The organism is Streptomyces coffeae, from assembly GCF_016741875.1.
Lineage (GTDB): Bacteria > Actinomycetota > Actinomycetes > Streptomycetales > Streptomycetaceae > Streptomyces > Streptomyces coffeae.
Genome location: NZ_JAERRF010000006.1, coordinates 207,835 through 221,500 on the forward strand (window position 1 = coordinate 207,835; position 13,666 = coordinate 221,500).

The 13,666-nt window shown below is 70.9% G+C and carries 6 protein-coding genes; all 6 read left to right on the forward strand.

What is annotated here, in order from left to right:
* Window positions 1-109 precede the first annotated feature (109 nt).
* The 6 genes from JK363_RS12215 to JK363_RS12240 all read left to right on the forward strand — a co-directional run bounded on the left by JK363_RS12215 (window position 110) and on the right by JK363_RS12240 (window position 13,646).
* Window positions 110-5,863, forward strand: coding sequence for a type I polyketide synthase (locus JK363_RS12215; RefSeq protein ID WP_201874702.1), 5,754 nt, complete (start codon window positions 110-112; stop codon window positions 5,861-5,863).
* A 13-nt stretch (window positions 5,864-5,876) separates the two neighbouring features.
* Entirely contained in the window at window positions 5,877-9,128 is a 3,252-nt protein-coding gene (locus tag JK363_RS42285; RefSeq protein ID WP_236075707.1) for a type I polyketide synthase, read from the forward strand.
* Window positions 9,129-9,205: 77 nt separating this feature from the next.
* Window positions 9,206-10,039: a class I SAM-dependent methyltransferase gene (locus JK363_RS12225; protein WP_201874706.1), complete on the forward strand. Its 834-nt coding sequence runs from the start codon at window positions 9,206-9,208 to the stop codon at window positions 10,037-10,039.
* Between the two features lie 157 nt (window positions 10,040-10,196).
* Window positions 10,197-12,623 carry a hypothetical protein gene (locus tag JK363_RS12230; RefSeq protein WP_201874708.1) on the forward strand — a complete coding sequence of 809 codons (2,427 nt, stop codon included), beginning with the start codon at window positions 10,197-10,199 and terminating at the stop codon, window positions 12,621-12,623.
* A 38-nt stretch (window positions 12,624-12,661) separates the two neighbouring features.
* Window positions 12,662-12,943: an acyl carrier protein gene (locus tag JK363_RS12235; protein WP_201874710.1), complete on the forward strand. Its 282-nt coding sequence runs from the start codon at window positions 12,662-12,664 to the stop codon at window positions 12,941-12,943.
* 220 nt (window positions 12,944-13,163) lie between these two features.
* Window positions 13,164-13,646 carry a DUF2867 domain-containing protein gene (locus JK363_RS12240; protein WP_201874712.1) on the forward strand — a complete coding sequence of 161 codons (483 nt, stop codon included), beginning with the start codon at window positions 13,164-13,166 and terminating at the stop codon, window positions 13,644-13,646.
* Window positions 13,647-13,666: the final 20 nt, after the last annotated feature.

Consider the following 13,666-nt stretch of genomic DNA (forward strand, 5'->3'; position numbering starts at 1 on the left):
GCGCGTATCACGGACGAGGGAAAATCTCACATCCGCCGCCCAGCTCATGACCGGGGCCACCGGCCCCCTTTTGCGGCCCGACCGAAGGTTCGTGGAAAGGGTGGACAACGTGGGCACTTCAGAAACTGACGGCGCGCCGTCCGGAGATTCCCTGGCCGTGCGGCTGGCGGAGACCGCGGCGGATGAGCGGCTGCGCATCGTGCTCGATGTGGTGCTGCGGGAAACGGCGGCGTTGCTCGGCCGGCCGCCCAGTGCCATCGATCCGCAGCGGCCTTATCTCGACTACGGCTACAACTCCCTCGCCGCTGTCGCGCTGACCGAGGAATTGAGTTCCGTCTGTGGTCTCGAGTTGCCGCTGACCATGTTGTTCGACCAGCCCAATCCCGATGCGGTCGCCCGCTATCTGCTCTTCCGCATGGGGCTGTCGGACGCCGGGCCCGCCACCGAACCCGAGGCGCCTTCCGAGGGCGCGACCGACGGCGCGGAGGACCTCATCGCCGTCGTGGGCGTGGCATGCCGTTATCCGGGCGGTGTCGGATCCCCCGCCGAGCTGTGGCGGCTCGTCGACGAGGGCCACGACGCGATCACCGGCTTCCCGGCCGACCGTGGCTGGCCACTGGACGAGCTGTACCACCCCGACCCGGACCACCCCGGCACCGCGTACGCGACATCGGGTGGCTTCGTCCACGCCGCCACCGAATTCGACGCCGAGTTCTTCGGGATCAGCCCGCGCGAGGCACTGGCGATGGACCCCCAGCAGCGGCTGCTGCTCGAGGGTGTCTGGGAGGCGTTCGAGGACGCCGGGATCGACCCCGGCACCTTGCGCTCCAGCCGCACCGGGGTGTTCGCGGGTGTCTCCGGCGTCGACTACAGCTATGTGGCCCGCTCCGGTGGCGCCGGTCTCCAGGGCTATTGGGGGATCGGCACCCTGCCTGCCGTCGCCTCGGGCCGGATCGCTTACACCTTCGGCTTCGAGGGCCCGGCGCTGACCGTGGACACCGCGTGTTCCTCCTCGTTGGTGGCCACCCATCTGGCGATGCGGTCCCTGCGCCACGACGAATGCTCGATGGCCGTGGTGGGCGGGGTGACCGTGGCCGCCACCCCCACCGTCTACCTGGAGTTCTCCCGTCAGCGGGCGCTCTCGCCGGACGGCCGCTGCCGGTCCTTCGCGGAGGCGGCGGACGGCACCGGGTTCTCCGACGGGCTCGGGGTGCTGCTGCTGGAGCGCCTCCCGGACGCGCGCCGGAACGGCCACCGGGTGCATGCGGTGCTGCGCGGCTCAGCGGTGAACCAGGACGGCGCGAGCAACGGTCTCACCGCGCCCAACGGTCCGTCGCAGGAGCGGGTGATCCGGGCGGCCCTGGCGGACGCCGGACTGTCACCGGCAGAGGTGGACGCGGTGGAGGCACATGGTACGGCCACCGTGCTGGGTGACCCCATCGAGGCGCAGGCGCTGCTGGCGACCTATGGTCAGGAGCGTCCGGTGGACCGGCCGTTGTGGTTGGGGTCGTTGAAGTCGAACATCGGGCACACGCAGGCCGCGGCGGGTGTCGGTGGTCTGATCAAGATGATCACGGCGATGCGGGCGGAGGTCCTGCCCGCCACGCTGCATGCCGAGAAGCCCACCATGAAGGTGGACTGGTCCTCGGGCGCGGTGGAACTGCTGACCTCGGCGCGCCCCTGGCCGCGTGCCGAACGACCGCGCCGGGCCGGGGTGTCCGCCTTCGGCGCCAGCGGCACCAACGCCCACATCATCCTCGAGGAGGCGCCGGCCGAGCAGTCCGCCGAGCCCGGACCGCCGCCCGCCGGGCACCGGCCGTCCGCGGACACCCCGACCGTCTGGGTGCTGTCCGGGAAGCAGCCGTCGGGGCTCTCGGCGCAGGCGCGCAGCCTGCGCGCCTGGCTGCTGACGGATCCCGGTCGTGACCCGGTGGACGTCGGCTACTCACTCGCCACCACCCGCGCCCCGCTCTCGCACCGCGCGGTGGTCGTCGGCCACGGCCGCGACGACCTGCTCGCCGGACTGGACCGGATCGAGCACCCCGGCCCCGGACATGAGCCCGTCGGCGTCAGCGCCCGGCCGGGCCGGGTGGCGTTCGTCTTCCCCGGGCAGGGCACCCAATGGGCCGCAATGGCCGTGGAGTTGCTGGCCTCCTCGCCGGTGTTCGCCGAGCGGATACGGGAATGCGCTCAGGCGCTCGAACCGTACACCGGATGGCAGTTGCTCGATGTGCTGAACGGTGTTCCGGAGGCGCCTCCGCTCCACCGGGTCGATGTGGTCCAGCCCGCCCTGTTCGCCATGATGGTGTCCCTCGCGGCCCTGTGGCGTTCCTATGGTGTGGAGCCGGACGCGGTGGTCGGCCACTCCCAGGGTGAGATCGCCGCCGCCTGTGTGGCCGGTGCCCTGACCCTCGACGACGCCGCCCGCGTGGTCGCCCTGCGCAGCAAGGAGATATCCACCCTCGGCCGCGGCGGCGGGATGCTGTCCATCGCCGAATCCGTGGAGGACGTCCGGGCCAGACTGGCCACGGTGCCCGGTGAGGTGTCCGTGGCCGCGGTCAACGGCCCGTCGTCGGTCATCGTCTCCGGTGACTCCGCCTCGCTGGACGAACTCTTCGAGGAGTGCGTCGCGGAGGACGTCTGGGTCCGCCGGATCCCGGTCGACTACGCCTCCCACTCGCCGCACATCGAGGACCTCCGCGAGCGGCTGCACACCGCGCTCGCCCCGGTGGAACCACGGGCGGGCCAGATCGCCTTCCACTCCACCGTCGTCGGCAAGGCCATCGAGACCACCGCCCTCGACGGCGACTACTGGTACGGCAATCTGCGCAACCCCGTGCTCTTCGAGCACACCGTCCGCGACATGGCCGACCAGGGGTACCGCGTCTTCGTCGAGATCAGCCCGCACCCGGTGCTGACCGCCGCGCTCCAGCAGTCCATGGAGTCCCTGGGCGACCCCGACGCGGTGGTCCTCGGGTCGATGAAGCGGGACCACGGACGGCTGGAGGACTTCCTCGGTTCCCTCGGCGAAGCGTATGTGCGCGGGGTCGCGGTGGACTGGTCGGCCGCGTTCGCCGGACGGGCCGCCCACTGTGTCGACCTGCCCCGCTACGCCTTCACCCGGCAGCGCTACTGGGCCACCGGTGGCGAGGGTGCGGGCGATCCGCGTCCCGCCGGACTCACCTCCGCGCGCCATCCGCTGCTGGCGGGCCAGGTGCGGCTGGCGGGCGGACTGGGCACGGTGTTCACCGGGCGGCTCGAACTGGAACAGCTGCCGTGGCTCGCCGACCACACCGTGTTCGGCGAGGTGTTCGTGCCGGGCACGGCGCTGGTGGACCTCGCCGCGAGCGCGGGCGACCGACTCGGCCTCCCCGTCGTCGCGGAACTCACCCTGGAATCCCCGCTGGTGGTCCGGGACGAGGGGATCGGCATCCAGCTCCAGGTGGCCGAGTCCGACACACGGGGCCGCGTCGCCTTCACCCTGCACTCGGAGGACGGGGCGGACGGCTGGACACAGAACGCCTCCGGCGTACTGACCGCTTCCGCCGACGCGCCGCACGAAGAGGACCCGCCCGCCGTCTGGCCTCCGGAGGGCGCCGTCACCATCCCGACCGGCGAACTCTACGACCGTCTGGCCGACCGGGGCATGGAGTACGGAGGGATGTTCCGGGGACTGCGGGCCGCCTGGCGGTGCGGGGACGAGATCTGTGCCGAGGTCCGGCTCGACGGCGGTGGCGAGGACATCGACCCCCGCCATCTGCTCCATCCCGCGCTGCTGGACGCCGCGTTCCACGCGGCCTTCGCCGACCGGGCGGACGAGAGCGGTTCCGGCTCCGCATGGCTGCCGTTCGCCTGGTCCGGGGTACGGATCCGGTCCGGTGAACACACCGCCCGGGAACTGCGGGTCCGGCTGACCCCGCTCGGCACCGGCTCCCTGCGGATGTCCGCCCGGGACACGGACGGACAGCTCCTGGTCTCCGTGGACTCGGTGCTGGCACGGCCGGTGTCCATGGCTCAGCTCGCCGCCGCCCGCTCGGTGACGGCCGACTGTCTGTTCGGCGTGGACTGGGCGCCCGCCACCGCGGCCGCTCCGGTGTCCCCCGGCACCATGGCCGTCCTCGGCACGGGGGAGGGGCTCATCGAGCCGGACGGTACGCCACCGTGCGCCTATCCCGACCTCGGCTCGCTGCTGGAGGGGACCGACGGCAGCCCGCCCCGGTGGGTCGTCGCGCCCATCGGGCCGCCGGACGCCACGACCCCACCCGAGGCGGTGCGGACGGTGCTGGGCACCGTGCTGTCCCTGCTGCGGGAGTGGCTGGCGGCCGACGGACTCCAGGACACCCGCCTGGTGTTCGTCACCAGGACGGCGGTGGCAGCGCTCCCCGCCGACGATCCCGCCCTGGGGCTCGCGCCGCTGTGGGGCCTGGTGCGCAGCGCACAGGCCGAGAACCCCGGCACCTTCCGGCTGATCGACCTCGACACCGTCTGCGGAACGGACGGCCTCGCCACCGCCCTGGCCCTCGACGAACCACAAGTCGCCGTACGCGGCGGTGCGTTGCTGGTACCACGCACGGTCCGGATCCACCCCGCCCCGTCCACCCCGTCCTTCGACCCAAACGCGACCGCACTGATCACCGGTGGCACCGGCGGTCTGGGGGCGCTGGTGGCACGCCATCTGGTGGCCGAACACGGAGTGCGCCATCTGCTGCTGGCGAGCCGCCGCGGCCCGGCCGCCGAGGGCGCCCAGGCCCTGACGGACGAACTGACCGCGCTGGGCGCGGAGGTCAGAGTCGCCGCGTGTGATGTGTCCGACCGTGACGCCATGGCCGGTCTGCTCACCATGGTCTCCGCGGACCACCCGCTGAAGGCCGTGGTCCACGCCGCCGGTGTGCTCGACGACGGTCTGATCACCTCCATGACCGGCGACCGGCTGGACCGGGTGCTGCGTGCCAAGGCCGACTCGGCATGGCATCTGCATGAGCTGACGGCCGACCACGACCTCACCGCGTTGGTGCTGTTCTCCTCGCTCGCCGGGATCGTCGGCGGCCCCGGACAGGGCAACTACGCCGCCGCCAACACCTTCCTGGACGCCCTGGCACACCGGCGCCGTATCCAGGGCAGGCCCGCCGTGTCCATCGCCTGGGGGCTGTGGGAGGAGGCCGGAGATATGACCGGCCACCTCAGCGGGGCCGACACCGCCCGGCTGGCCGACAGCGGGGTGATCGCCCTGACCGTCGAGGAGGGGCTGCGGCTGCTGGACGCCACCCTCGAAGCGTCCGCCCCCCTGGTCCTGGCGGCCCGCCTGGACATGGCCGCCCTGCGCACCCAGGCCGCCGCGGGCGTGGCACCCGCCCCGCTGCGCGGGCTGGTGCGCACCGCGCCCGCCCGCCCCGCCGCCACCTCCGCCGTACTCATGGAGGAGCTGGCGGCACGGCCCGGGCCGGAGCGCGCACGTGTACTGCTGCATCTGGTGCGCACCGAGATCGCCGCGGTACTCCGGTACCCGGGGCCGGACGCGGTACCCCCGGACCGGGCCTTCCAAGAACTCGGCTTCGACTCACTGGGAGCCGTGCAACTGCGCAACCGCCTGAACCTGGCCACCGGACTCGGACTGCCGGTGACGGCGGTGTTCGACCACCCCACACCACGGGCGGTGTCCGTCTTCCTGGCGGGCAGGCTCTTCTCCGCCGGGGACGCCGGGGACGCCGGGGACGCCCCCTCGGACTCCGCCGGGAACATCGCCCAGGACCCGGCGGGCAACACCTCCGCAAGCGGCGACGGCGCGCCCGACGCTGCCGCCGAGCTCGACGACATGGACGCCGAAACCCTCGTCCGCCTGGCCCTGCGCGGCAACGACTCGTGATTGGACCCCACCTATGCCCGTCGACAACGAGGATGTCGTAGAAGCACTGCGCGCGGCCATGAAGGACAACGTCCGGCTGCGGCAGGAGAACGAACGCGCCCGGGAGCCGATCGCGGTCGTCGGCCTGGCCTGCCGTTACCCCGGCGATGTGATGTCCCGGGCGGATCTGTGGGAGCTGGTGGCAGACGGCCGGGAGGCCATCTCCGGCTTCCCCGACGACCGTGGCTGGGACCTGGACGCCATCTACCACCCCGACCCCAGCCATCCGGGTACCAGCTATGTCCGCACCGGTGGCTTCCTGTCCACCGCCACCCGGTTCGACCCCCGGTTCTTCGGCATCAGCCGCCGTGACGCCCTCGCCATGGACCCGCAGCAGCGGCTGCTGCTCGAAGGCGTGTGGGAGGTGTTCGAGGACGCAGGTATCGCCCCGGACGCGATGCGCGGGACCCGTACCGGAGTGTTCGCCGGGGCCATGTTCCAGGACTACGCCTGGCTGGCGCGTCAGCGCGACGACCAGGTCGGCGGCCGCTGGGGGCTGGGCAACCTGGGCAGTTTTGTCTCCGGCCGGGTGGCGTACACCTTCGGCTTCGAGGGCCCCGCCATGACCGTGGACACCGCCTGTTCGTCCTCGCTGGTGGCCACCCATCTGGCGATGCAGTCGCTGCGCCGCGGCGAATGCTCGATGGCCCTGGCCGGCGGGGTGACCGTACTGGCCACACCGGGTGTCTTCGTGGAGTTCTCCCGGCAGCGGGCGCTCTCGCCGGACGGCCGCTGTCGGTCCTTCTCGGCCTCGGCCGACGGCACCGGATGGGCGGAGGGCATGGGGGTGCTCCTGCTGGAGCGGCTCTCGGACGCACACCGCAACGGCCACCCGGTCCACGCGGTGTTACGTGGCTCCGCGGTCAACCAGGACGGCGCCAGCAACGGTATGACGGCCCCCAACGGCCCCTCGCAGGAGCGGGTGATCCGGGCGGCGCTCGCCGACGCCGGGCTGTCACCGGCCGAGGTGGACGCGGTCGAGGCACATGGGACCGCCACCGTGCTCGGCGATCCCATCGAGGCGCAGGCGCTGCTCGCCACCTACGGCCAGGACCGCCCGGCGGACCGGCCGCTGTGGCTGGGGTCGCTGAAGTCGAACATCGGGCACACCCAGGCCGCCGCGGGCGTCGGCGGCCTCATCAAGATGATCACGGCGATGCGGGCCGGGACCCTTCCGGCCACCCTGCACGCGGACGAGCCCACGACCAAGGTGGACTGGTCCTCCGGCGCCGTGGAACTGCTGACCTCGGCGCGTCCGTGGCCACGCGCCGAACGGCCGCGCCGGGCCGGGGTGTCCAGCTTCGGTGCCAGCGGCACCAACGCCCACATCATCGTCGAGGAGCCGCCCGCCGACCCGGCACCCATCCGGGACCGGCCCGCCATCGCTCCCGGTGAGCCGGTGGTGTGGGCGGTGTCGGGCAGGATGCCGTCCGGCCTCACCGCACAGGCACGCCGGTTGCGGGAGTGGCTGACCGCCCACCCCGGACTCGACCCCGTGGACATCGGCCACTCCCTGGCCACCGGCCGCGCCCAGCTCTCGCACCGCGCGGTCGTGGTGGGGCGCGACCGGGACGAGCTGATGGCCGGCCTGGACCAGGTGATCAGCGGGGACGGGGGCCCCGGGGTGCTGCTCAACTCCGGGGCGCGGGCCGGAAGTGTGGCGTTCGTGATCCCGGCTCCCGACAAGCAGTCCCTTGAACCGGCCCGCCAACTCCTGGCCACCGCACCGGCGTTCGCCGCGCGGATGGAGGAGTGCGCCCAGGCGCTCGCCCCGCACACCGGCTGGAATCTGCTCGACGTGGTAAACGGCGCCCAGGGCGCACCCGCACTCGACGACCCCGGAGTCTTCGGCCCCGCCCTCTTCGCCGTCCAGGTGTCACTGGCCGCGCTGTGGCGCGCGTACGGTGTGGAGCCTGACGCCGTGGTGGGTGAGCCCGGCGCCGAACGTGCCACCGAGGTGATCGACGGACGGCGCACCCTCGAGGACGCGGCGCACACCGTGGCCACCGCGTCCGCCACCGGCGCGGCCGACACTCTGCGGGAGGCCCTCCGTACCCACATCGAACAGGGCTTCCGCGCCTTCGTCGAGATCAGCCCGCAGCCGTCGCTCACGGCGTCCCTGACCGGCGCCGTGACCGCCGCGGGCGGCGACCCCGCCGAATTCATGATCACCGAGGCGCCGGGAGACCCCGACGGCCTGGCCACCTTTCTGCACACACTGGCCCAGGCGTTCGTGGGAGGCGTACGGGTCGACTGGTCGCCCTCGTTCGCCGGGCGCGACGCCCGTACCGTCGAGCTGCCGACCTACCCCTTCCAGCGCCAGCGGTACTGGCTCGACGAGACCAAGGACGGGCCCGCGGCACCCCCGCCGGAGCGTTCTGCCCCGGCCCCGGCCGAGGACAGCCGTGGCACCTTCACCGTGCTGCTGCGCCGCGCCCATGTCGAGAACGCCATCCCCGAGGCCGTGCCGATGGTGGTGGCCGCCTCGCGGTTCCGGCCGTCGTTCTCCTCGACGGCGGAGCTGGGCGGTGCGCCCGGCTCGGTGCTCGCCGCCGAGGGCGCGGCCTCGCCCGCGGTCATCTGCGTACCGTCCTTCCTGGCTGGTTCAGGGCCGCACCAATTCGCCCGGCTGGCCTCGGAGTTCACCCCGCGGCTGCGGACCTCGGCGCTGGTCATGCCGGGGTTCGGCAAGTCCCGGCTGCTGCCCGCCTCCTGGACGGTGGCGATCGAGGCGATGGCGGACGCCACCCTGGCGGCCGCCGCGGACAAGCCCTTCTTCCTGGTGGGCCACTCCGTCGGCGGGCTGGTCGCCCAGGCCATCGCGGAACGCGTGCGGCACACCGGCCATTCCGCCCGGGGTGTTGTCATGATCGACACCTATGACATCGACGTCCGCAGCGAACGCGAGGCCCTTTTCGTCTGGGCGATGAGCGAGATCCTCGACCGGGATCCGACCGGTCTGGTGGTCAACGACAACAACCTGATGGCGATGGGGGCCTATCTGCGGCTGTACGACGAGTGGACTCCGGGCGGCTGCGAGGTTCCGACCCTCGCGGTGCGGGCGGTGGCCGCCGACACCCCGCTGAACCTGCCCGTCGAACCGGTCTGGAAGACGGCGGACACCAGCGAATCCGTCCTGGCGGACCACTTCTCGATCCTGGAGGACAAGGCCGCGACCACGGCCCTGGTGGTCGGGGACTGGTTCGCCCGAATGTCCACGCCCTGACCGCGGACCGCCTGACGCGGCGGATCCACCCGTCACCATCGCGGGCCGGCAGCACACGCAGCACAAGGGGAGAGCCCATGGCCAAAACGGTGTTTCACCACGTCTCCGACACCGCGCGCTGGGTCGCGGAGTACCGGGCACAGGAATCCGCCCGTCCGGACGCCCTGTTCCACGATCCACTGGCGGCCGGGCTGGCGGGCGAGCGCGGCAGGATCATCGCCGAGGCGGCCAAGCGGTCATTCGGCAACGGCTGGTTCTTCATCGCGCGCACCAAGCTGATCGACGACCTTGTCGAGCGGTCCCTCGCCGAGGGGTGCGACCGGGTCGTCAACCTTGCCGCCGGTCTGGACACCAGACCGTACCGGCTGGAGGTGCCGCCGTCGCTGGAGTGGATCGAGGTGGACCTCCCGGTGATCATCGAGGAGAAGAACCGCGTCCTCGCCGATGAGTCCCCGCGCTGCAAGCTCTCCCGGGTGCCGCTCGATCTCACCGACGCGGCGGCGCGCCGCGGCTGTCTGACCGACGCGGTCAAGGGGGCCGCGAAGACACTCGTCATCACCGAGGGACTTCTGCTGTATCTGCCGGAGTCCGAGGTGCGTGAGCTCACCACGGAGCTGAACAGGCCCGAAATCGCCTGGTGGGTCGCGGACATCATCGGACCCACCATCCTCAAGATGTCCAGCAAGCCCGGCAGAAGGAATAATGCGCCGGTCATCTTCGGGCCGGAGAACGGGATTGCGTTCTTCGAACGGGCGGGCTGGACTGTCGATCGCTTTGCCTCGCAGTTGCCCGCGGCAGCCCAATGGAATCGGCTGTCGGCCGCGATGCGAATCGTGGCCCGGCTACCCAAGGGGAATCCACGCCGCCCGGGCCGTTCTCTGTGGTCCGCCGTACTCCGGCTGACCCCCTGAAAAAGCCTGTATCCGCAATGCGTTGACACCGAGTACAGAGGACTGCCAGGATCGAAATTGGGATAGTCGCACGATGTCGGATCGAGGGCGACGGAACGTCAGAACCACTCTCCGACCTTGGTCAGTCCTGATCACGCCTACTGTTGGGATGTTCTAGATGCCCGAGATGGCTCATATCAGTCCCTTCCGCCGGCTGGTGGTTGTCGTCACCGATAGCGAGGTGATGGGCCCGGCGGCAGGCCGCGCGCTTTCCGATCTGGCCGGCGCACGTGATGTCGACATCGCCGTTTCATCGTCAGGCAGTCCGGCGAATGACGAATACCGTGAAGTGGTCAAGCGGGGTTTGCGGTTCCTTGACCTCGTCGCGCCCGAGGACCGGTTCACCCTGGTGACCGTGGATTCGCTCGACGCCGTCCGGGACGCGGTCATCAAGGCGGCACAGGACCAGAAGACCGTCCTCAGCCTGCTGGTCCTGGACCACGGGGACCACCGCTACCGCATGACCTCTCCCGACGACCTCAATGAGCGGCTGGGCACGCTCTCCCAAGAGCTGAGCGGAACGGTCGAGTTCGAACCGAGCCCCTACACGGTGCATGTCTACACCGATGCCGACATCGAGAACTTCTACTCGGTGGAGCACTTCACTCCGCGTTGGAAGCCCACCGAGGAATGGGTCGTCCCGGCCGACATCGCCTGCGCGTTCGTCGACTCCGTGCAGTTGCAGAGCAACAGCCGGCTGCGGCCCGCGATGAAACCGAGCACCATCGCCGACGCCATCGCCGACTTCCTGACCGACCGGGCCGGATCCGAGTGGGGGCTGCACTACTACACCGGCTCCGGGGTCGCCACCTTCATCGACGACATCGAGCAGCGCGCCGTCGCGGGCGGGAATCCGATCGTCCGCGGCCCCAGCGAGCACAGCCTCGCCTGCTCCGCGCTGGCGCGCTACACCCTCGACGGCGCCCCGTTCGCCATCGTCGCCACCAGTGGTATGCACGAGGAGTTCCGCGGCACGCTCGCCAACCACGTGGCCGTCCGCACCAAGGGCTTCATCGTCTGCTGCGATTCCCGCGCCGACCAGTGGCACCCGTTCCAGGGCACCATCCACCGGACCGAGGACAGCCGGCCGTCGCTGCTGGCCCGCGGCTTCCCGGTGGTCCACATCCCGCGGTCCGACGACATCCCCCGCGGCCTCGCCGAGGCGTTCGAGGCATACTCGGCCGACCGCGGCCCGGTCATGGTGATCGCCCCTCGCGACGTTCTCCAGACCACACTCGACCTCGACGAGCGGCCGGGGGCGGGGGCCACGGCGGCACCCACGGTGGAAGCCGTCCGCACCCCCGAGGTCGACCGGCTGTCCCAGCTGCTCAACTCCGAGCGGCGCAGGCTGCTCTGCCAGGTCGGCCCGCTCGGCGACACCGCAAAGGAGCTGCTGTACGAGCTGGCGCACAAGGCGGGCATCGGCCTGGCCGACTCGGTGGCACAGCCCGGCACCGTGTCCCGCTACCACAAGGGGCGCACCGTCGAGGAGTTCATCGGCACGCTGAGCATGTACGGCTACTCACCGCGCGTCTACGAGTACCTGTACCGCGACGGGCGGCTCCGCCCCGGCGACGAGCAGTCGGTGATGTTCCTCGGCACCCAGATCCCGCAGATCGACACCCCGTTCTCCGAGTCCCATCTGCGGCAGCTGGCCCCGATCCAGATCACCGAGCGGGAGATCGACCGGGCGCCGTTCACCGGACTGGGCATCGTCGCCGACATCGAGGGTGTGCTGCGCACCCTGCTGGACCGGCTCGACGTGGACCCGGAGGTGCTGGCCTACCGGCGGGACGCCATGGCCTCCACCACCGACTCCGACGGTGATGTGATCAGCCTGCTGCCGGTGCTGCCCATGACCACCAACTACTTCTTCCGGCGGCTGCGCGGCGTCCTGGACGGCATCATCCGTGAGCACGACTACGCTTACGTCGGCGTCTACGACATCGGCCGCGCCGGACTGTCCGCGGTCAACAGCCTGCCGCGTACCGGCCCCTGTGTGTCCGGCTGGTACGGCCGGGGGCTGATGGGCGACGGTCTGATGGCCCTGCCCGGCATCCTCACCCGGCGCGAGCAGAACGTCATCTCCTTCACGGGCGACGGCGCCGCCGCCATGACGCCGGACATCGTGCCCACTCTCGTCCAGCAGGTCGCGGTCGACCGTGAGCCGTTCCGCCGGAACCTCAGCATCTTCCGGTTCGTCAACGGCAGCCACTCCGTGATCCGCACCTACCGGGAGAGCGTCAAGCCCTCCGCGGTCAGCGGCCAGACCGGGGTGTTGACCTTCACTCCGGAGGACTACGAGCGGCAGTACGGCGGGCTGACGGTCCGCCACCGCCGGATCGCCGGATTCGACGATGTGCCCTTCGCCGAGCAGCTCCAGGAGCCCGGGACGATCAACCTGTACTCCGTGCTGGTGGGACACAACAACGAGGGCGACGGGCTGAGCCGGTTCTCCTCGCTGGGCTGGCAGCGCGATGAGCTGTCCCCGAAGGCGCTGGCCATGGCCGGAGTGCCGATCTCGACGCAGGCGCCGACGCCGTGACCGGGGTCGGCGTCGGGACATCGACCGAAGGAGCGGATATGGAGCGCGCCCAGCTCGAGGAGCGGGTGATCACGCTACTGGCCGAGGCCGTGGTGATGCCGAGAGAGGACGTGGAGGACCCGCGCACCAATCTCCGGGAAGACCTCGGCATGGACTCGATGGACTATGTCGACCTCATCACCGTGCTGGAGCGGGAACTCGGCCAGCATGTGGAGCGGGAGCAGCTCTCCTGGGTCCGCACCGTCGGTGATGTGGTCGACCTGGTGTGTGAGCTCGCCGCCAAGCGGGACGGCACCGAGACCTCGCAGGCGAGTTCCTGAGCACATCGTGCCGGGAACCATTCGGTGATCGGGCGCAGCCGTCAGCCGGCCGGAGGAATCCGGTCGGCCGATGTGTTCCGCGGCGAGAGCGAGGGGGTGGAAGCGGGGGATATCGAAGCGCCGTCTTCCGGCTGTTCGTCAGCAGCGGGTAAAATGCGACGCCATCATGGGGCCGTCAGGCCGTAAGTCTCCGCCCGCGATTCCCAAGGAGCCCTCTTCCATGGCCACTGCGCGCGCACAGCGTGTTGACGTTCCGCAAGCACTTCAGGACGGGCAGAAATTCACGGGATTCCAATACGAGTCGGCGTATCAATTGCCCGTCGAGGACGCGCGGAAGCTGACCCCGGAACAATGGGCCCGGGCCACCTTCGAGGACGCCCCAGCCGTCCTGCGGTGGTTTCTCCGGTTCGGCTGGACCAAGGTGCTCGGCTTACGGATGGGGCCGAAGACCACGTCACCGCGGCATGTCCTGGGCTGGCACATCACGGATTCCGACGACGCGACGATGACCGTCGAAGCCCATTCCGGGATCGTGGCCACCTACAACGTTGTCATGGTGAACGACGGGGATGTTGTCTGGGTGACCTTTGTGCGCTTCAACAAGGGAATCGCACGCGCCGTCTGGGGTATGGCCCGACCGATCCACCAGATGGCCGTGCCCTATCTGCTGAAGCGTGCCGACCGTACCCGGGCCACCGGCTGACCGGACGGGCCGACGCGTCC